The 19,923-nt window shown below is 63.9% G+C and carries 20 protein-coding genes; 14 read left to right on the forward strand and 6 right to left on the reverse strand.

Translation table 11 applies throughout. From position 1 onward, the window contains the following. Nucleotides 1-4: 4 nt before the first annotated feature. Nucleotides 5-1,054, reverse strand: coding sequence for an FAD:protein FMN transferase (locus ENJ37_03230; GenBank protein HHL39499.1), 1,050 nt, complete (start codon nucleotides 1,052-1,054; stop codon nucleotides 5-7). 290 nt (nucleotides 1,055-1,344) lie between these two features. Beyond that, nucleotides 1,345-1,944 carry a hypothetical protein gene (locus ENJ37_03235; GenBank protein ID HHL39500.1) on the reverse strand — a complete coding sequence of 200 codons (600 nt, stop codon included), beginning with the start codon at nucleotides 1,942-1,944 and terminating at the stop codon, nucleotides 1,345-1,347. 271 nt (nucleotides 1,945-2,215) lie between these two features. Between ENJ37_03235 and ENJ37_03240 the strand changes: the two genes are divergently transcribed. The 4 genes from ENJ37_03240 to ENJ37_03255 all read left to right on the forward strand — a co-directional run bounded on the left by ENJ37_03240 (nucleotide 2,216) and on the right by ENJ37_03255 (nucleotide 7,308). Beyond that, on the forward strand, nucleotides 2,216-2,629 hold the full coding sequence (locus ENJ37_03240; protein ID HHL39501.1) for a hypothetical protein: 414 nt from the start codon (nucleotides 2,216-2,218) through the stop codon (nucleotides 2,627-2,629). Between the two features lie 111 nt (nucleotides 2,630-2,740). Further along, nucleotides 2,741-4,621: a radical SAM protein gene (locus tag ENJ37_03245; GenBank protein HHL39502.1), complete on the forward strand. Its 1,881-nt coding sequence runs from the start codon at nucleotides 2,741-2,743 to the stop codon at nucleotides 4,619-4,621. A gap of 480 nt (nucleotides 4,622-5,101) precedes the next feature. Next, nucleotides 5,102-5,392, forward strand: a complete 291-nt coding sequence (locus ENJ37_03250; protein ID HHL39503.1) for a hypothetical protein — start codon at nucleotides 5,102-5,104, stop codon at nucleotides 5,390-5,392. A 29-nt stretch (nucleotides 5,393-5,421) separates the two neighbouring features. Next, a complete protein-coding gene (locus ENJ37_03255; protein ID HHL39504.1) occupies nucleotides 5,422-7,308 on the forward strand; it encodes a hypothetical protein in 1,887 nt (628 codons plus the stop codon). A gap of 33 nt (nucleotides 7,309-7,341) precedes the next feature. Here ENJ37_03255 and ENJ37_03260 read toward each other — a convergent pair whose 3' ends face one another. The 4 genes from ENJ37_03260 to ENJ37_03275 form a co-directional block, all read right to left on the reverse strand. After that, nucleotides 7,342-7,683 carry a hypothetical protein gene (locus tag ENJ37_03260; GenBank protein HHL39505.1) on the reverse strand — a complete coding sequence of 114 codons (342 nt, stop codon included), beginning with the start codon at nucleotides 7,681-7,683 and terminating at the stop codon, nucleotides 7,342-7,344. Between the two features lie 524 nt (nucleotides 7,684-8,207). Next, complete coding sequence (locus ENJ37_03265) at nucleotides 8,208-8,759, reverse strand: TlpA family protein disulfide reductase (GenBank protein ID HHL39506.1); 552 nt, start codon at nucleotides 8,757-8,759, stop codon at nucleotides 8,208-8,210. After that, entirely contained in the window at nucleotides 8,759-9,271 is a 513-nt protein-coding gene (gene rfaE2 / locus ENJ37_03270; protein ID HHL39507.1) for a D-glycero-beta-D-manno-heptose 1-phosphate adenylyltransferase, read from the reverse strand. The genes ENJ37_03265 and rfaE2 overlap by 1 nt, the downstream gene beginning before the upstream one ends. 202 nt (nucleotides 9,272-9,473) lie before the next feature. Next, a complete protein-coding gene (locus ENJ37_03275; GenBank protein ID HHL39508.1) occupies nucleotides 9,474-10,256 on the reverse strand; it encodes a ComF family protein in 783 nt (260 codons plus the stop codon). Between the two features lie 86 nt (nucleotides 10,257-10,342). On the opposite strand from ENJ37_03275, the gene waaF (ENJ37_03280) reads away from it, so the two are divergent. The 10 genes from waaF (ENJ37_03280) (at nucleotide 10,343) to ENJ37_03325 (ending at nucleotide 19,921) form a co-directional block, all read left to right on the forward strand. After that, nucleotides 10,343-11,506 (forward strand): lipopolysaccharide heptosyltransferase II, encoded by a 1,164-nt coding sequence (gene waaF / locus ENJ37_03280; protein ID HHL39509.1) that lies wholly within the window; start codon nucleotides 10,343-10,345, stop codon nucleotides 11,504-11,506. 7 nt (nucleotides 11,507-11,513) lie between these two features. Continuing rightward, nucleotides 11,514-12,095 carry a D-glycero-beta-D-manno-heptose 1,7-bisphosphate 7-phosphatase gene (gene gmhB, locus ENJ37_03285; GenBank protein HHL39510.1) on the forward strand — a complete coding sequence of 194 codons (582 nt, stop codon included), beginning with the start codon at nucleotides 11,514-11,516 and terminating at the stop codon, nucleotides 12,093-12,095. Next, nucleotides 12,095-13,186, forward strand: coding sequence for a lipopolysaccharide heptosyltransferase II (gene waaF, locus ENJ37_03290; GenBank protein ID HHL39511.1), 1,092 nt, complete (start codon nucleotides 12,095-12,097; stop codon nucleotides 13,184-13,186). Before gmhB ends, waaF (ENJ37_03290) begins: the two co-directional genes overlap by 1 nt. Before the next feature lie 65 nt (nucleotides 13,187-13,251). Continuing rightward, the gene (locus tag ENJ37_03295; GenBank protein HHL39512.1) at nucleotides 13,252-14,205 is read left to right on the forward strand and encodes a glycosyltransferase; all 954 of its coding nucleotides are present in this window, start codon (nucleotides 13,252-13,254) and stop codon (nucleotides 14,203-14,205) included. Beyond that, nucleotides 14,202-15,158, forward strand: a complete 957-nt coding sequence (locus tag ENJ37_03300) for a flippase-like domain-containing protein (protein ID HHL39513.1) — start codon at nucleotides 14,202-14,204, stop codon at nucleotides 15,156-15,158. The genes ENJ37_03295 and ENJ37_03300 overlap by 4 nt, the downstream gene beginning before the upstream one ends. A 209-nt stretch (nucleotides 15,159-15,367) precedes the next feature. Next, a complete protein-coding gene (locus tag ENJ37_03305) occupies nucleotides 15,368-15,544 on the forward strand; it encodes a Trm112 family protein (GenBank protein HHL39514.1) in 177 nt (58 codons plus the stop codon). 43 nt (nucleotides 15,545-15,587) lie between these two features. Further along, a complete protein-coding gene (locus tag ENJ37_03310; protein HHL39515.1) occupies nucleotides 15,588-16,346 on the forward strand; it encodes a glycosyltransferase family 2 protein in 759 nt (252 codons plus the stop codon). Then, nucleotides 16,343-17,557, forward strand: coding sequence for a putative lipopolysaccharide heptosyltransferase III (rfaQ, locus tag ENJ37_03315; GenBank protein HHL39516.1), 1,215 nt, complete (start codon nucleotides 16,343-16,345; stop codon nucleotides 17,555-17,557). Before ENJ37_03310 ends, rfaQ begins: the two co-directional genes overlap by 4 nt. Before the next feature lie 46 nt (nucleotides 17,558-17,603). After that, on the forward strand, nucleotides 17,604-18,743 hold the full coding sequence (locus tag ENJ37_03320; protein HHL39517.1) for a glycosyltransferase family 9 protein: 1,140 nt from the start codon (nucleotides 17,604-17,606) through the stop codon (nucleotides 18,741-18,743). After that, nucleotides 18,740-19,921: a glycosyltransferase family 1 protein gene (locus ENJ37_03325; protein ID HHL39518.1), complete on the forward strand. Its 1,182-nt coding sequence runs from the start codon at nucleotides 18,740-18,742 to the stop codon at nucleotides 19,919-19,921. The genes ENJ37_03320 and ENJ37_03325 overlap by 4 nt, the downstream gene beginning before the upstream one ends. Nucleotides 19,922-19,923: the final 2 nt, after the last annotated feature.

The raw sequence follows: 19,923 nt of genomic DNA on the forward strand, positions 1-19,923 counted from the left end.
CGAATCAGGGCGTCTTCCGGGCGGCGAGGACGGCCATCTCTTCCATGCCCTTCGACATATGTATGCCGCCCTGCGCGTCGACGACGAGGCATTCCACGCCGTCGAGGCTGTCGGCCAGCGTCACGGCCCGGTCGGCCCCCATGACGAACATGGCCGTAGAGAGGGCGTCGGCCAGGGCGGGGTCTGCGGCGACGACCGTCGCGCTCTGCGAGGCGCGGGCCGGACGGCCGGTGGAGGGGTCGATTATGTGGTGGTAGCGCACGCCGTCCTTCATGAAGAAGCGCTCGTAGTCGCCGGAGGTGGCCACCGCGCCGTCGGCGATGCGAAGCTCGCCGAGCAGCCGCCCCGGGGCGCGGGGATGGCGTATGCCGATTGTGAAGGGTCTTCCCGAGCCGCCGAAGACGGTCATGTCTCCTCCGGCCGTCACGATGCCGGCCGTAACGCCGTGACTTTTCAGCGCATCGACGGCCCTGCCGACGATAAAACCCTTGGCCACTCCGCCGAGCACCACGGCCATGCCGCCGCGGCGCAGCTCGACGGTCGATTCCCTTGCGTCGACGACGATCCCGCGGTAGTCCACAAGGGGAAGGAGCCGCTCGATCTCCCCGTCCGAGGGGACGGGGCGCTCACTGCCGTCGAAGCTCCAGAGGGCGCCGAGAACACCCACCGTGGGATCGAAGGCCCCGCCCGACAGGCGGGCGATGCGAAGGGCCGTCTCCACGACCTCCACGGTCTCGGCCGACACACGCACCGGACCCCGGCCCGCGCCAAGGCGCGCCACGTCGCTGTCGGGCCGGTAGGCGCTTAACAGGGCCTCCAGTCTCTCGATCTCGGCGAAGGCGGCCTCGGCGGCCTCGTCGAAGCGCGAGCGGTCACCGTCGTAAAGGGCTACCTCCACGAGCGTGCCCATCGCGATACGGGCGTAGGTCTCGACGGAGCGTTCAGGCTGGGGGGCGCGCAGAAAGGCCGCCGTAACGACGAGGGCAACAAAGGCCGTTACGGCGATGTAGAGGGCCGCGGAGCGGCCCCGCTCTCCATGGAATATGCTGGCCATGACGGGGCTGGAGACCTCCAGCGGCCACTTCCCGGACGAGCCCGGGGCCTGCCTCGATAAAACGCCGCCCGCGAAAGCCCCCTTAAGGAAGCTCTGATTAATTACCCTGGGGGAAACTTTCTGTAGAAAGTTTCCCCCAGACCCCCTTCAAAGACTTTTAATTCCCTGCGGTTCATCCCGATTTTGCAAGCAAAATCGGGATGAACCGCAGGGCGTTAAAAGTTTTTGGAGGGAGTCTGAGGGAACCTTTTTACAAAAAGGTTCCCTCAGGGCAATAAATCGGAGTCTCTTTAAAACTCTTCTTCCTCGAGTTCGGAGCGCTCGATGATGCCCAGGCCGGTTTCTTCTTCGTGGCGGCCTCTGACGTGGCGGAGCCGTTCGTCCCGCGACTTGCACTCCACGCACAGTCGCGTAAAGGGCATGACCCGCAGTCTTCCCTCGGTGATGGGTTCGCCGCACTCTTCGCAGTCGCCGTAGGTGCCGTCGCGCAGTCTTTCCAGGGCGTCTTCGATCTCGGCGATCTTTTCGCGGTCGCGGTTGCCGAGCGTGAGCGCCAGCTCGCGCTCGCGCTCGCTGCTCGCGATGTCGTAGATATCGCCTATCTCGAACTTGTGGGTGTCGCTCTCGCTGCGCATCTTCTGGGCGACTTCCTGGAGTATCTGCTGTTTTTCGGCCTCGAGGCGGGCGATCATCTCCTCTGTGAAAGAGGGTTTGCCCTTGGTCCTGGCCTTGCGGGCGGACCGGGGCGCAGCGGCGCCCCTGGCGGCCTGCTTCCTGGCTCCGGTCCTGGAGGTCGCGGCGCCGGACGGCTTTTTGGCCGGCTTTTCGGCGGCCTTCGTCTTCTTTCCGGCCGTCGAGGTTGCTTTGGGTTTTTTGGTCTCAGCGGACATGGCGAAATATGTTATATATGGAGCGGGAAAAAGTCAATCGTTATTTTTTATCGGTACGGCGGGGCCGCGGCTTTAGCCCGGCGGCGCGGAGGACGGCCTGCCCGCCGGGCGCGAAGAGGCGGCGCAGCCCTGGGCGGGAGGCCTTTTCCCTTGACTTTCGAGGGGCGAGGGCCGATAATTTCCGGTACGCAAGCAGCGGGCCGGCCTTCTCCGGCCGGCCCCACGGCGCGGGGGTTCCGCCCGCCCAATCCCTGCGTGCAAGAGGTCTTCGATGGACAGGACGAAAGGGCCTTTAACCGTTCTCTTCGCCGCCCTCTGCTGGACGCTTCTCGTGGGCATGGGCCGGGTGCCCGGTCCGGAGGTGCCCCTGCCCGACGTCGATTTCAGGGCCACCATAATCGATTCACAGGATATCGCCACCGAGTGCAGAAACGTAAGCTGGGACGGGCAGACCTTCTTTTCCGGCCTGCGCGGCAAGGGCGCCGTCTCCATACCCTTCGAGAAGGTGAGGAAGGTCGAGTTCGTAGGCGAGGGCGGGGAGGGACTGGCCGACTTCCAGGTGACGCTCAAAAGCGGCGAGGTCATCGGCGTCTCCCTGGAGGCCCACAAAAAGCTCACGGGCACGACGAGCTTCGGCTCCTACAGGATCGACGCGATCCACATAAAGGAGATCGTCTTCAGGTAGATCCGCCGCACTCCGCCGGGGGAAACGTGGGCCTGTGGCCCTTCTACAGAAAGTTTCCCCCGGTGGAGTGCGGAACCTTCCGGCTTCATCTCCGACAAGGAGGCGGGACACATGGCCTGTTTCAGGAACATCGTCCTGCTCAAGGCCCCCCAGGCAAGCGACGTCCCCCACCCCCAGGACGTATCGGACCTCACCGAGCTGTGCTATCTCGCCGCCGTGGTGAAGGACGAGGTCGAGAGCGTCTCCATACCCGTGGACTTCTACAAGGGCGAGGCGGCCTACCGGGAGTTCGACGAGCATCTCAGGAGCCGCCCCGTGGACCTCGTGGGCATCTCGTCCATGACCGGCGCCTTCAACAACGCCATGCGCCTTGCCGAGGCGGCCAAGCGGGCCGGCAAGTACGTCGTCATGGGCGGCTACCACCCCACGGCCCTCTACGAGGAGGTCCTGCGAAGCCCATGGGTCGACGCCGTCATCCTCGGCGAGGGCGAGGGCGCCTTCAGGGACCTGGTTATAAAGGGCCCGTCGTCCGAGGTGGCGGGGCTTGCCTACATGGAGGACGGCCGGGTGAAGGTGAACCCCGGCCGCCCGGTCATAGGGGACCTCGACGCCCTCCCCTTTCCGCTGCGCTCGGCCCGGCCCCGCCGCTTCGGCGAGGAGGGCGGCGACTACACCATCGACACGGTCTACACCTCGCGCGGCTGCCCCTGGCGCTGTACCTTCTGCGCCAACGACACCGTAAACAAGCGATGGCGGGCCCGCAGCCCCGAAAACGTCGTCGAAGAACTGGCGCTCCTCCACGACCCCCGCAGAAAAAAACTCATAAAGATATGGGACGCAAACTTCCTGACCAACATAAAGCGCGTGGACAGGCTCTGCGACCTCATGCTCGAGCGGGGGCTCACCAACTTCAAGCTCTGGACCGAGACGAGGGCCGAGGACATCGTGCGCGGCGAGGCCGTCATGGCCAAGCTCAGGCGCGTGGGCCTCTCCAACGTGAGCCTCGGCATCGAGAGCCCCAACGCCGAGACGCTGCGGCTCATGAAGAAGAAGAACAGCGACGACGCCTGCCGCCGGGCCGTGGAGATACTCACCCGTCACGGCATAAAGAGCCAGGGCTACTTCATCATAGGCCACTACAACGAGACCGTCGAGGAGACGGAGCGCTACCCCGAGTACGCCCGGGCCCTGGGGCTGAGGCAGGCGGTCTTCATGGTCATGACGCCCTATCCGGGCACGGCCGTATTCAGCGAGTTCGAGCGCGAAGGGAAGATAAGGAGCCGCGACTGGGACCTTTACAACAACTTCTGCACCGTCGTCGAGACCAGGGGCATGGACAGGGCCACGCTCAAGCGCATGTACGCCCGCGTGTGGGGGAGGTTCTACAACAGGCACTCCTTCCTGCGCAAGAAGAGGTTCTTCGACATGGCCCTGCCGCCGCTCTTCAGGCTCCTCGGGCTCTACGCCGTCTTCGCCGTCGACAGGAGCGCGTCGAGAGAGGAGATAAAGGAGTATCTCTTCGAGGCCATAGCCGCCGGCGCCGAGGGGCTCGAGCGCACCTTCGAGGCCGAGGCGCCGCTTCTTTTGCGGCTCTTCGGGGAGCTTACCATAAGGATACGCCACTCGCCGGGCAGGAACATAGACTTTTTCATCCGCCAGGAGGGCGTCAGGCGGTCCGTCCTGGCCCGCAGGACCGGTGACGACGGTTTTGTCCGGGGCGTGACGATCGATCTCGACAGCGTCATGGAGCTGGGCGAGCGCCTGGGCACGGAGCGGCTCTCGGCGCTCTCCTGCCGGGCCGAGATAGTGAAGGCCCTGGCCGGGGACCGCAGGCGCAGGCTCGCCTACGTCATGTCCCTGCTGCGCGAACGGGCCGTGGCGGCCCCTCTGCTCCACGCCGTCGCCTACGCGGCGCCCATACTCCTGAAAGGGGTCGCCGCCACGGCGGCTGGCGCGTTCTTTGCGGGGAGGGCGAGGGAGCAGAGGGCGTGAGGGACCGCGACGCCGGGAAGGAGAAGGAAACTTTCTTGAAAAAGGGGCATAGCCCCCTCATCTCGGGTTATGGAAACCCTGATTAATTGCCCTGGGGGAAACTTTCTGCAGAAGGGCCATAGGCCCGAGGGCCACAGGCCCACGTCCCCCCCTCGCCCAATCGTAAGTTATTCGGATCTTCGGCTGTACCGGGGAGTTCGGCCCGCGCCAGGCGGGGTTGTTACGCCTTTGCGGCCCGAACCCCCCGCTACACTCCCCCGAGGCAGCCGGCGCGGGCAGTGCAATAAATCAGAGCTTCCCTTATGTTGTCTCGAAGTGCAAACTTTTTTGAGCCGGTCGAGCTCCACCTTAAGCTGGCCGATCTGCCGGTAAAGCTCGTCCGCCTCGGCCCGGGTCTCCTTCTCCTCCCTCTTGCGCCTGTCCGAGAAAAGCGACAGAAGCTCCTTAAAAAACGTTTTTTCACTGCCCTATCTGGTTCGGATGGACCCCGTACTCGCTTGCGAGCTGGGCATCGTCTTTTCCCCCTTCATAGCCTCAAGCGCCACCTTCGCCTTGAATGCAGAGTCGTGGTTCTTTTTCATCTCGCCTGCCTTCTTTACAGGTTTCAGCAACCTATCATACACCAAATACCTCTGTACAAATTTTGGGGAGTATTATAGATTGAAGAAATCTGTGACCCTCGCCGCCATCCGCGATGCGCTTCTGCCCAAACTCATCTCCGGCGAGGTGAGGGTGAAGGATGCGGAGAAGCTTGTGGAGAGTGTGACATGAGTAATGTTGCCACTTTGACAAGTCTTGCAATGCTGAAGGTCAGCGTTGATCAGGGTAACGACTATCTCGAATATTTGCGCCCTTTTATACTGCAAGTACTTGTTGACCAGAAGCCCGATCCTGTGACTGACGTAGGGGTCAGCAATCATCTCCGTGAACAATTCGGCCTTAAGATTCCAGAACGCGTTGTTCAGATTCTTTTGAAGCGCATCGCACGGAGGCATTTACTCAAAAAAGATGCCGGAGTATATCACATAACGGGTACTTTACCGGACCCTGGAATTGCCATAAGGAAAAGCGAAGCAGACCGGCACATCCAGGCAGTGGTTTTAGGTCTAATGGAATTCTCAAAAAGCACCGCCAAACCGATCTCAACTGAAGATGAGGCAGTGAAGGCAATGTGTGCATTCTTGGAAGAATTCAATATTACTTGTCTTCGTGCATATCTGAGAGGTACGGCTATTCCAACTGTCGTGGGAAAACATCATAGACACATTGTGCTGGTCAGTAAATATGTCCTACATCTGCAACGTAATAACCCAGAACGTTTTGAAAGTTTCCTCGTGGTGCTTCAGGGACATATGCTGGCAAACGCATTACTTTGCCCAGATCTCCAAAGTGCCCCCAAATCTTACAAGGGTGTCACTTTTTACTTAGACACCCCATTGTTGATACGACGGTTTGGACTTGAGGGTGAGCCAAAGCTGGTGGCAGTGAAAGAAATAATTCGACTTCTGAATAATCTTGGTGGGACAATTGCTACATTCTCACATTCCCGTGACGAACTGGAGCATGTCCTTAGGAGTGTAGCCAAGAGTATCGACTCAAGGGATGGCCGCGGGGCTATTGTTATGGAAGCAAAACGCAAAGGCACCACAAAATCCGATCTGCTAGTCTTGGCAGGACAGATCGATGGGCAGCTCGCCGAGGCAGGAATTGAAGTTAAAGACACACCAGAATATATTGAAAAATTTCAAATCGATGAAAAAGCTTTTACCGAGGTGCTTAAGGACGAGGTGTCATATTTTAATCCACGTGCCAAGGATTACGACATCAACTCTGTACGCAGTATCTATGTCCTCAGAAAGAATTCTTCGCCCTCGATTGTGGAAAAATGCCGCGCAATTCTCGTAACCAGTAACTCAGGATTCGCACGAGCAGCATATAAATATGGTAAGAGGCATGAAGAATCACGTGAGGTATCGCCTGTGATTACCGATTTCAGTCTTGCAAACATGGCCTGGTTGAAAGCTCCGATGGATGCGCCGTCGTTACCGACCATCGAGATACTTGCATACTCTTATGCAGCACTTCAGCCTTCTAAGGAGTTGCTTGACAAGTTTCTATCTGAGGTTGAGAAGTTAGAACAACAGGGCAAAATCTCTAAACGCGACCATCAACTCCTCCGAAGCAACACGCTTGCGCAAGAGGAGATGATGAGCCTGACGTTAGGGGAAGAAACAGCACTTACTGAAGAAACGGTCACTGAGACATTACGGCGTGTTTCAGAAGAAATCAAGAAGGAGGAGAGCGAAAAACTAACAGCCGAGCAAGCCGCCCATCGCAAGACTCGAGAAGAATTAGTTTCAGAGCGCCAAGAGAGGATGCAGATTCAGGAAAAGCTTTTCTTGCGATGTCGTCGAAAAGCAAAAATTCTTGCTGTGACTATAACTGTTTTGCTGATAGTTCTTATTGTCCTCGGTCTTATTAAAGGTGTTGGATTCACGTCAAAAAATCCTCTTTTAGGTTGGTCTTTAATTATGGGGTTGGCCGCAGTTACATTGCTGACACTCGTGAATCTTCTTGCAGGAACCACAGTCAAAAATTTGCATCAAAAAATTGAAAACCGTTGTCTCACATGGTTTTTGAAGCGAGAAGCCAAGGCTATAGGCTTTGATCTACGGGACTTTCAGTGACCTACATGATAAAGCATAAGCAGTACCGCCCCCTCACGCGTACACATCGAGAATAGTTCCCCTCCGCGCTTCCCGTCCTTCCCACAGGCCCCTGGAGTTGTACGTCGAATAGGCCCCGCCGGCCGCTCCCGCGGTGCGCTGCCTCGCGGGCCGCCTGTAAACGGACTCCTCGCCGCTTCGACCCACGGAGCTCCACACCCTCCCATGCCTGGCGAGCTCTATGACGTCGCGCTGCGTCGATGGATCGCCACGCTCGCGCGCAGCGTCGCCGTCTACGGCGTAACCGGGCAGGGGGTCCCTCACCCCGGTGACGTCAATGGCCTCTTCGCCGCCGTAAAAGTTGTAGACGTTCAGGACTATGCCGCTTACGTTCATCTTCCCGGCCGCCTCCCGGGGAAACCTTTCTGAAGAAAGGCTTCCCCGGACCCCTTCCAAAGACTTTCAATACGAGTTGGCTTCCCCCTGTTTTGCCTGGCAAAACAGGGGGGAAACCAACTCGCGTTAAAAGGTTCCCTCAGACTCCCTCCAAAAACTTTTTGTTTGCTCTTCGAGCCGCGTTGGTTCTCATGATCGCTGAGGAAACGAGGTCCTTAAGCCCAAGTTAAAAGTCTTTGAAGGGGGTCTGGGGGAAACTTTCTTCAGAAAGTTTCCCCCAGGTTGCCCGCGCCGGCTGCCACTGGGGCTGTACCGGGGAGTTCGGGCCGCAAAGGCGTAACAACCCCGCCTGGCGCGGCCCGAACTCCCCGGTACAGCCGAAGTTCCGAATAACATACGATGGGGCGAGGGGGGACGCGGGCCTGCGGCCCTTCTGCAGAAAGTTTCCCACAGGATAATTGGTCAGGGGTTCCTTATATTATAGCAAAAAAAAAAGCGTGGGGGCACACCATCTTCCCCCTCCATCATCTACCGCCGCCTCCTGCGGCCGACCCTTCGAGGGCCGCTTCCACGAGCGCCGTCGCCTCGGGGCCGGTCCACTGCCGCGCCCCCTCGATTATGCCGACGAGCACGCCGTCGCGGCCGATGACATAGGCCGCCGGCGCCTTCATCACCTGGAAGGCCTCGGCGACGAAGCCGTTCTCGTCGTAGATGACGCGAAAGCTCAACCGCCGCCGCTCCATCAGATCCCTGACCTCGTGGCGCGTGGCGCTGTGCACCGAGTCGGCGTCCACGCCCACCACCTCGAGGCCCCTGTCGCGGTAGCGGCGGTAGAGCTTCTCCAGCGACTCCAGTCCCTCCACGCACTCCTCGCACTTGTAACGCCAGAAGTAGAGCACGACCACGCGGCCCCTTTCGTTCGAGAGCCTGAAGACCTCGCCGTCCATGTCCTTTATCTGGAAGTCCGGGGCGGGATGCCCCGGCTTCACCACCGGCAGGTAGGTCGAACCGCCGTCGTCACAACCGGCCGCAAGGACCGCAAAAGCCAGGCCCAGCGCCGTGAACAGTCGCCTCATCACTCACACCCCTTTTTCCGCCCGCCCCTCCCCGCCGCGGCCCCGAGGGCAAGCACCTTCTCTATGATGTTCGTCGTCGAGCGCCCCTTGAGGAGCCTTACGCGCGCGACCCGTCCGCCGGCGGCCTTCACCACGGAGGCGCCCACTATCTCCCCTTCCTTCCAGTCGGCGCCCTTGACGAGCACATCGGGCACGACGGCCCTTATCAGCTTCTCCGGCGTAGGCTCGCCGAAGATGACGACGTAGTCGACAGGGACGAGGGCCGCGAGGACCTCGGCCCTTTCGGCCTGGGGCACGACGGGCCTCGATGGACCCTTTACGGCGCGGACCGACGAATCGCTGTTGAGCCCCACTACGAGCACGTCGCCCAGGGAGCGGGCCTTCCTCAGGTAGCGCACGTGGCCTGCGTGGATGATGTCGAAACAGCCGTTGGTGAAGACCACGCGACGGCCGGCGGCGCGAAGGGCAGCGAGCTCCTTTTTCAGGGCCCGAAGCGAAATCACCTTTCCCACAGGAGTCCTCTTTCAGTCTTTGGGAACAAGCTTCCCTGAGAAGGGGCAGAGAGCCGCGGCCGCCTCAGACTCCCTTCAAAGACCGGCTCCCTTCGGACTTCCCCTCTTTCGCGCAGCTAAACAGGGGAAATCCGAAGGCATCTAAAGTCTTTGGAAGGGGTTTGGGGAAACCCTTCTTCAGAAGGGTTTCCCCAAATTCATATCACTTAACCCCCGCCCTTGCAAGGGTGGCGACAGAGACCTCGGCGCCGGCGCGGGCGAGAAGACGGGCGCACTCGGCGACGGTCGAGCCCGTTGTGAAGACGTCGTCCACGAGGAGCACCCGGCGGCCGCTGAAACCGCCGGGCGCCGCCAGGGCGAAGGCCCCTCTTACGTTGCGCACCCTTTCGCTCCGGACAAGGCCCACCTGGGGCCGCCCCGCGGCGACCCTCACGAGGCCGCGGCTGTCGACGCGGGCCCCCATGGAGGCGGCAACGGCCCTGGCCAGCAGCAGCGACTGGTTGAAGCCCCGTTCCCTGAGCCTGCTTCCGTGGAGCGGCACCGCCGCCACCACGTCGGCGCCGCCTCCCGCCGCTTCCCTGGCGGCCCCCGCCATGAGCGCCGCCAGGGGGGCGGCGAGCGAGACCCTGCCGCGGTACTTGAAGAGATGGAGGGCATCGAGGGCCGCCCCCTCGTAAAAAAGCGCGCTCCGCGCCCTCCGGTACGGCGGCGGGTCGACGGCGCACTCCGAGCACGGCCGGTCGGGGCCGAGGGGCGAGGAAAAGGGACGGCCGCACAGCGAGCAGAGGGGACCTTCGATAAGAGGCATGGCGGCGAAGCAGCGGCCACAGAGAACGGCGCCGCGGCGACCCGTCCCCTCCCGCCCCGACAGGGGACGGGCGCAGAGCGGACAGAGCCTCGGCAAGAGGATGTCGGCAAGCCCCTCGAACACTCCCTCCACGACCCTGCGCGGCAACGGCCCGACCTCCGGTTCTGACAGCGCCACAGAGGACCCCCCCGCAGCTTCCGCCGACTGATTATAGCGTTCCCCGGGGCAATCAATCAAGGCCTCCCTATAATATTTGAAAGAACATGGACTTGTGTATTATAATGATTTTTCGAGGGCCTGAGGAGCCGTTCTCTCCTCTCTTGACCGGCGGGACCGCGGGCGAGACGGGCCGTCCTTTGTCGATGTTCGAAAGCTCCCGCATAGACAGCATACTCGTAAGGGCGCCCAACTGGATAGGCGACGCCGTAATGAGTCTCCCGGCAGTCGGCGCCATCGGCGGCCTTTTTCCGGGAGCCGCATTGGCGGTGCTCGCCAAGCCCTGGGTAAGGGACGTCTACGGCGGGGACGACGCGGCCGCGACCGAGGTGCTGACCTATGAGGCCCCGGGCCGTCACGGCGGAGCCGGCGGTCTGGTGCGCCTGGCGGCCGAGCTTCGCGCAAGGCGCTTCGATCTCGCCGTGCTCCTGCAGAACGCCTTCGAGGCGGCCCTCATCGCCGCGGCGGCCGGCATACCGCAGCGCGTGGGCTTTGACGTCCAGCTCAGGGGGCCGCTGCTTACTACACCCGTAAGGCTCACGCGCGAGCTGCTCGACGGCCACCACGTCGATTACTACATGGCCGTGGCCGAGGCCCTCGGCGCGGCGCGTCCCGAGCGCCCGCGGCCGGTCATAAGGCTGGGAGCCGACGAGCTCGACAGGGCGGACCGCATCCTTTCGAGGGAGGGGATCGACGCCTCCGTCCCCTTTGTGGCCATGGCGCCGGGGGCGAGCTACGGGCCCGCCAAGCGGTGGCACCCCTTGCGCTTTGCCCGGGCGGCCACGGCCCTCGGCCGCAGCCTCGGCGCGCCGGTCGTCGTCTTCGGCGGTCCCGGCGACATGGATACGGCCCGCAAGGTCGAGGAAGGGACGGGAACGACGGTCTTCAACCTCGCGGGCCGCCTGCAGTTGCGCGAGTTCATGGCCGTTGCCGCAAGGAGCGCCCTCTTTCTGACCAACGACTCCGGCCCCATGCACATAGCGGCGGCGCTGGGCGTGCCGACGGTGGCCGTCTTCGGCTCGACGGACCCGAAACGGACCGGCCCGCTGGGAGCGCACACCGCGGTGGTCTCCTCTCCGCCGCCCTGCAGCCCCTGCTTTGAGAGGACCTGCCGTTACGGCCACTACGACTGCCTCGACGCCGTATCGACGGAGTCGGTCGTCGAGGCGGCCCTGGGGCTTGCGGAACGGGCCGCCGGGCGGCGAAGGTAATTAGACCGTGAAGAAGGAATCGAAGCGGCGGGCCGCCGTCTTCCTCGACCGCGACGGCACCATAAACGTCGACGACGGCTACATAGGCGACCCCGACGACATAGTGCTCATAGACGGCGCGGCCGAGGCGGTGCGGATGCTGGGCGAAGCCGGACTGCCGGTTGTGGTCGTGACCAACCAGTCGGGCATAGGCAGGGGCTACTACGACGAAGACGCACTGCGCAGGGTCAACGAGCGGGTGGCGCGGCTGCTGGAGGCCGGGGGCGGACGCGTCGAGGGCTTCTACCACTGTCCGCACCCGCCGGAAGCGGGCTGCCGGTGCCGAAAGCCCGCCACCGGCCTCGTAGAGCGGGCCGCGGCCGAACTCGCCATCGACCCGGCGGCGTCCTACGTGGTGGGCGACAAGGTCTCGGACATGGAGCTTGCCCGCCGGGTTTCGGCCAGGGCCGTGCTCGTGCTCACCGGTTTCGGCGCGAAGGCGCAGGAAGAGCTACGCTTCGAGCCCCACCACACGGCGGCCGACCTGCTGGAGGCGGCCCGCTGGATAACGGCCGACTTCAAAGGCGGGAGGGATCGGCCCTCTCACTGATGAAGGTACTGATTGTAAAGCTTTCGTCTCTCGGCGACGTGGTACACACGCTGCCCGCCCTGGGGCTTCTTCGCAGCCGCCTCGGACCGTCGGCGCGCATCGATTGGCTCGTCGAGGAAGGGGCGGCGGGGATCGTCGAGGGCCATCCCCTGGTGGACGAGGTCCTGGTGGTGAAAAACCGCGGCTGGCTGCGCGAGCCGGCGGCGACGCTGGCCGTTGCGGGGCGGCTGAGGGAGCGCCGCTACGACGTGGTCGTCGATTTCCAGGGGCTCGCCAAGAGCGCCGTCTGGGTCGCCCTCTCCGGAGCCACACGCCGCATAGGGTTCGCAAAGGCGAGGGAGCTGAGCCACCTCGCGCTCACCGAAAGGCTCGGCGGCCTCGACAGCGACATGCACGCCGTGGACCGCTACCTGAGGCTCGCCGCCATGGTGAGTCCGGCCGACGGAGAGCTCCGGGCGCGTTTTCCGCTCGAGGTGGACAACGACGCCGCGGCGCGGGCGGCCGAGCTTCTCGAATCGTCGGGCCTTTCCGCGCAGACGCCGTTCATGGTCCTCATTCCAGGGGCGCGCTGGCCCACCAAGCTCTGGAGCGAGGAGCGCTTCGCCGAGGTGGCGAGGCGGGCGGCCGATGAGCTCGGCCTCGGCTCCGTAGTCGTCGGCGCGGCGGCCGACAGGCCGAAGGGGCGGGCCATCGTGGAAATGGCCGGCCGCAAGGGCGTTGCCGACCTGACGGGACGCACGACCCTCAAGGAGCTCGCCGCCCTCTGCGCCATGGCGCAGGCGGCGGTCTCCGTCGACTCGGGACCGATGCACGTGGCCGCCGCCGCGGAAACGGCGGTGGTCGCCCTTTTCGGCCCCACCTCGGCGAAACGCACCGGCCCCTACGGCGGCGGCCACGTGGTGGTGCGAAGCGGCGCGCACTGCAGCCCCTGCTTCAAAAAACACTGCGCCGATCCCTTCTGCATGAGGCGCATCGACGCGGAAGGTGTGATGGAGGCCGTAAGGACGGTGCTTCGAGGAAGGACGCTCGATGCCGGAGGCCGCGATTCGGCGCCTCGTCCCGCAGGTCCGGGACGAGGGGGATTTGAATAGAAAGGCTCCCTGCCGGCGCAGGAGAGAGGCGAGCGAAAGGTATGGGTGAGGAAGGCACAGAGGCGATGGGCGGGACCGGCGGCGTATCGGTCGTCATACCGGTCTACAACGAAGAGGAGAGCATACAGCCCCTCTACGAAGAGCTCACCGCCGTGCTTGCGACCCTGGGCAGGCCCTACGAGATCGTCTTCGTCGACGACGGCAGCCGCGATGCTTCGCTTGAGAGGCTCGAGGAGATACAGCGCCGCGACGGGCGCGTGGTGGTCGTCTCCCTGAGGCGCAACTTCGGGCAGACGGCGGCCATGGCCGCGGGCTTCGAGTACGCCAGGGGCGATATCATCGTCACCATGGACGCCGACCTCCAGAACGACCCGCGCGACATACCGGCGCTCCTTGAAAAGACGGACCGCTACGACGTGGTGAGCGGCTGGCGAAAACAGAGAAAGGACAGGTTCCTCACAAGGAGGCTGCCGTCTATTGCGGCCAACCGCCTCATATCCAAGGTGACGGGCGTAAAGCTCCACGACTACGGCTGCACGCTCAAGGCCTACCGAAGCGATGTGGTGAAGAACATCCGCCTCTACGGCGAGATGCACCGCTTCATCCCGGCCATCGCGACCTGGTACGGCGCCACGGTGACCGAGGTGGAGACCAACCACCGGCCGCGGCGTTTCGGCTCGTCCAAGTACGGGCTGTCGAGGACCGTGCGCGTGCTGCTCGACCTGCTGACCGTAAAGTTCCTCCAGAGCTTTTCAACACGGCCCATCCACGCCTTCGGCCCCGCCGGGCTTGTCCTCGCCTCGGCCGGCACGGCCATAGGCGTATACCTGAGCTTTCTCAAGATATTCCGCCACGAGGACATCGGCACGCGGCCGCTTCTGCTGCTCGCCATACTGCTGCTCATCCTGGGGGTGCAGATCATAGTGATGGGACTTCTCGGCGAAATGCTCGCCAGGACCTACCACGAGTCGCAGAATAAAAAGATATTCGTTGTGAGAAAGGTCCTGGGGAGAGGATGAAGAAGGCGCTGACCACACTCGTCAAGGTGGCCGTGAGCGGCACCATCATGTTCTTTCTGCTGCGCTCCGTTGACACCGGGAAGTTCTGGGAGATGCTGCGGGCCACGAGCCCGGCGGCCATAGCCGCCTCGGCGCTCATATACACGGGACTCCAGTGCGTGACCACCTACAGGTGGTCCGTCATCCTCGGAAAAGACATGACCGTACCGTACCCCAAACTCTTCTCCATATACTTCATCGGCATGTTCTTCAACAACTTCCTGCCCACGCTGGTGGGCGGCGACGTCATCAAGGGCTACTACCTCTACAAGCTCACGGGCCGCGGCGGCCCGGCCCTGGCCTCCATATTCATGGACCGCTACTCGGGCTTCACGGCCCTCATGTTCATAACCTTTCTCGCCCTCTTTCCGGGCTATCCCCTCATCAAGGGGACCGGTCTCGCCCTCTTCTTCGCGCTCCTTCTCGGCGGCTACGTGCTCGTAAGCCTCGTGCTCTGGACAGACAGGCTCCACGGCCGGGCCATGTCCGTCCTCGCGCGCATCCGCTTCTACGGCATAAACGAGAAGATCGACAAGTTTTACAGGGTCCTCATGAGCTACAGGAGCGAACGCGCCATACTGGCCAAGGTCTTCGCCTTCTCGCTCATCGTGCAGGGCGGGGTGATCATCGGCTACTACGTGCTCGCAAGGGGCATGGGCATGGAGGTGTCGCTGGCCCACTTCTTCCTCTACATACCGCTCACAACGGCGGCCTCCATGGTGCCCATATCGCTTGCGGGACTGGGCATAAGGGAAGGTGTCTTCGTCTTCCTCTTCACCAAGGCCGGGGCAAGCGTCGAGGAGGCCCTGGGACTCTCGCTTCTCTGGTTCGCCATCATGGTCGCCGTGAGCCTCATAGGCGGCATAGAGTATATTCGACTGGGCGCGGTAAAAGACGTAAAACTGGAAAACTGATCCCTCACATTGATTACCCTGGGGGAAACTTTCTGAAGAAAGTTTCCCCCAGACCCCCTTCAAAGACTTTCAATACGAGTTGGTTTCCCCCTGTTTTGCCTGGCGAAACAGGGGGAAACCAACTCGCATTAAAAGTTTTTGGAGGGAGTCTGAGGGAACCTTTTTTCAAAAAGGTTCCCTCATGGAAACGACGCAAGGAGGTGTTTTTGATGGAGGTGAAGGAGGAGCTTCTGAAGATACTGGTCTGTCCCAGGTGCAAGGGCGAGGTGGTTTTGAGCGAAGGGGACGGCGGGCTCGTGTGTCGTGTCTGCTCGCTCGTCTATCCCGTTAAGGACGGCATACCGGTCATGATCGAGGAGGAGGCGCGGCGTCTCGGCGGGGGCTGAGGGGGTAGCGGCCGGGATGATTGCGCGGGGAGGGGACCGGGAGATGGAGGGGCTTTCGGTTACCATAATAACGCTCAACGAGGAGGAGGATATCGGCGCCTGTCTCGACAGCGTGGCCTGGGCCGACGAGGTGATAGTATCCGATTCGGGCAGCACGGACCGCACCGTCGAGATCTGCCGCGAGCGGGGCGCGCGCGTGTGGCGGGACCGCTGGCTCGGCTACGGCGCGCAGAAGAACCTCTGCCAGTCGAGGGCCTCCCACCGCTGGATCCTCAACGTCGACGCCGACGAACGGGTGACCCCCGAGCTCAGGGAAGAGATAGCGGCCGTGCTCAGGGGCGACAGGGGCGGCTTCGACGGCTACTACATACCGCGCAGGAACTACTTCGGCCGCCGCTGGGTGCGCCGCTGCGGCTGGTATCCCGACCACACGCTGCGGCTCTACCGCAAGGACCGCGGCGCCTACGCCGAGGAGAACGCCCCCCACGAGTCGGTGGTCGTCGAGGGAAGGGCGGGATACCTCGACGGCGCCCTGGAGCACTACTCCTACAGCGACGTCTCCGACTACATCCGAAGGCTCGACCGCTACTCGACGGCCGCGGCCCGTGACCTCCACGGCCGCGGCAGAAGGGCGGGGCTTGTGGACCTCGCGCTCAGGCCGCCGCTCGCCTTCCTCAAGTCCTACGTGCTGCGCCTGGGCTTTCTCGAAGGGGCGCTGGGGCTCACGCTCGCAAGGCTCGCGGCCGCCTATACCCATGCCAAGTACGCAAAGCTGCTGGAGATGGAGAAGGGGGGGCTGTGAGGGAGAGGGAGGGCGCAAGGGGCGAGGCGGGCGGAAAGAGGCGGGCGCGGGAGGAGTTCGGCGGCGTAAGGGCCGTGCTGGTCATGAAGTTCCGCCACATAGGCGACGTGCTCCTCACGGTGCCCACGCTTCGGGCCCTGCGCGAGAACTTTCCCGGCGCCCGGATAAGCGTCCTCGTAAACGCCGGCACCGAGGCGGTGCTCGCTGGCAACCCCCTGATCGACGAGGTCCTGGTCTACGAGAGGTCCGTAAAGGAGAAGGGGCCCGTGGGGCGGCTGCGCGGCGAGCTGGGGCTGCTCGGCGAGCTTCGGCGCAGGCGCTTCGACATGGCCGTGGACCTCACCGGCGGTGATCGGCCGGCGCTTCTCGGCCTCCTCTGCGGCGCGCGCTACCGTCTCGGCGCCGACCCCCGGGGCGGAGGCTTCGCCGGAAAACGCTTCCTCTATACTCACCTGGCCCCCTACGCCGGAGCCATGACCCACACGGTGCTGCGCGACCTGTCGGTCGTGCGGAGCTTCGGCCTCTCCACGGCCGACCTCTCGGTCTCCATCCATCCCTCGAGGGCCGACGAAGAGGCCGTGGAGGGGCTTTTGAAGGAGGGGGGAGTGGCCCCGGACGAGCCCTTCGTCCACGTCCACCCCACGTCGCGCTGGTTCTTTAAGTGTTGGACAAACAAGGGGATGGCTGATATAATGGACAGACTTCAGCGCGCCGGAGTCAGGGCCGTCGTGACGGCGGCCCCTGACGCGACGGAACTCTCCATGGTGCGCTCCATAAAGGAGCAGATGGGGACGCGGCCCGTGGACCTCTCGGGCAGGCTCAGCCTCAGGCAGCTCGCCGGCTTAAGCAGGCGGGCCGTTGTTTTTTTCGGGGTCGACACGGCGCCCATGCACATGGCCGCGGCCGCGGGAACGCCGGTGGTGGCGCTCTTCGGTCCCAGCGGCGCTTTCGACTGGGGGCCCTGGGACGGCGGCAAGGCCTCGGAGCTCGCGGCTTCCCCGGGCGCGGCCTTTACCACGCCATACGGCTCAAGGAGCGGCAATCAAGGCTTCGGGCCCCACAGGGTGGTGCAGAAGCCCTGGGAATGCGTGCCCTGCGGCCGGGAGGGCTGCGAGCGCAGCGGCCGAAGCGAGTGTCTCGAAGGACTGACCGCCGACGAGGTCTGGCCTGTGCTCGAAGAGAGGGTCGAGGCTGCGCTTAGACGGCTGTGAGGGGAGGGCCGCCGCCGTACCGGCCGCGGCCCTTCGATATTCTCGGATGGCCAAGCTGCACCACAGGCTCATAAGGCGCGTCTTCTCGGCCCTTGCGCGACGCGACGGACCGGCGCCGCCCTTCGACGCCAGGCGGGCAAGGCGGCTTCTCGTGGTGAACACCACGGCCGTCGGCGACACCCTCATCTCCACGCCGGCCCTGCGGGCCCTGAAAAAGGGTTTCGACGGCGCATCGCTCACGGTCCTTGCAAGCGCGGCGGCGGCGGCGGTGCTCGGCGCCAACCCCTACGTGGACTCCATCATAGTCCATCCGGGCCGGGTGAACCTCCGGTACCTGGCCGCTGTGCCGGGGCTCGTGCGCAGGCTCAGGCGCGGCCGCTTCGACCTCGTCGTCGTGCTCCACGGAAACGACCCCGACACCGGTCCCCTCGTCTATCTTACCGGCGCGCCATGGAGGCTGGGACCGGCGCAACAGGAGTTTTCCTTTCTCTACACCATGCACATGGGCGAAAAAGGAGCCCATGTGCACGAGGTGGACTGGCGGCTCGACTCGCTGGGGGCCCTGGGTATCGCCCCGGACGGACGGGGCCTCGATCTCTTTCTCACGGCGGAGGACCGCGCAACGGCCCGCGCCTTCCTCGATGAGAGGGGCATCGCGCCGCGCCGCTTCGTGGCCGTCCACCCCTTCGGCACCAGGGCCAACAGGTGGTGGCCCGAAGAGCGGGTTGTGGAATTCTGTTCGCTCCTGGAGCCGGAGCTCGGCCTCGTTCCGGTCATAATAGGGGGCGAGGCCGAACGGTGCGCGGCGGAAAGGATGGCCGCCCGAAGCGGCGCGCACTGCGCGGCCGGACGGCTTCGGCTGAGGGCCTCGGCGGCGCTTCTCTCCGAGGCCGCGGCCCTCGTGACCACCGACAGCGGCCCCATGCACATGGCCCAGGCCGTGGGCACCCCCACGGTGGCGCTCTTCGGCGCGGCCGGTGCGGAGCGCACGGGTCCCGTAAACCCGGACGACAGGATCGTGCGCCGCGACGAGCTGCCGTGCGTGCCCTGCCACCGCAAGGAATGCCGCATGGAGCGGCTGCTCTGCATGGAGGCCATCGGGGCCCGCGAGGTGATCGACACCCTGACGGCGCGGCTTCGGACCGCCTCCGGCGCCCGTGAAAGGGCCGGCAGGGGCGCGCCGTGAGGATACTCGTGGCATCGAGCGACTTCCCGCTCCGTGACGGAGGAGTGGCCACCGTGGCCTTCGAGGTGGCCCGCGCCCTCGACGCACTGGGCCACGACGTGACCGTCCTCGCGCCGACACAGGAGCACGGCGACGGAGAGTTCGACGCCGCGCTGCCCTTCAGGGTGATAAGGACCCGCAACGTAAAGGACCACTACGCCAAGCTCCTCTACCAGCGCCTCGTCGTGAAGAGGCTCGCGGGCCGTGAACACTTCGACTGGGTGGCGGCCCAGACGTGGTACCCCTTCGGCGCGGCCGCCGCCGGGGTCATGGGGGGTATGGCGAAAAGACCGGTCCTCACGGTGACGGTCCACGGCAACGAGATACTCAACCCCCGCTTCCGCAGCCCCTTCTGGCGCAGGCGGATGAAAAGGACCTTCGAGACCGCCGACGCCATCTTCTGCGTAAGCTCGGCCACGGCCCGAAAGCTCCATGAGGTCACAGATGGGCTCTGCCGCGTGGAGGAGAAGGTCCGCATCGTGGGCAACGGCGTGGATATCGAAACCTTCAAGCCTGCGCCGCCGAAAGAGGAACTCCTGCGCCGCTACGGCCTGGAAGGCAGGCCGGTGCTCCTCACCCTTGCAAGGCTCGTGGAGCGCAAGGGCCAGGACACGGTCATAAGGGCGCTGCCGGCGATCAAAAAGGCCGTTCCCGGCGTCAGGTACCTCATATGCGGCAAGGGCGACTACGAGGGGGAGCTCAAAAAACTCGCCGCCGAGACTGGGGTGGCCGGTGACGTCGTCTTTGCGGGCTTCGTTCCCAACGAGCAGCGTCCCGACCACTACAACCTCTGCGACGTCTACGTCATGGCGAGCCGCGAGATCGAGCGCCGCGGCGACGTCGAGGGCTTCGGCATAACCTATCTCGAGGCCGGCGCCTGCGCAAAGCCGGTCGTGGCCGGCCGCTCGGGCGGCACGGCCGACGCCGTCGTCGACGGCGAGACCGGACTGCTGGCGGACCCCGAGGACCCGGCAGACGTGGCCGACAAGTGCATAAGGCTGCTCGGGGACCGCGCGACCGCCCGGGCCATGGGCGGGAAGGCCAGGGAGACGGCGGCCGGGAGATACCGGTGGGCGGAGATATGTGAAACCATGGCCGCCGCGGCGGCGGAACACGCCGCCGGCCCGAGCAGACCGTGATC

It is taken from the genome of Deltaproteobacteria bacterium, from assembly GCA_011375175.1.
Taxonomy (GTDB): domain Bacteria; phylum Desulfobacterota; class GWC2-55-46; order GWC2-55-46; family DRME01; genus DRME01.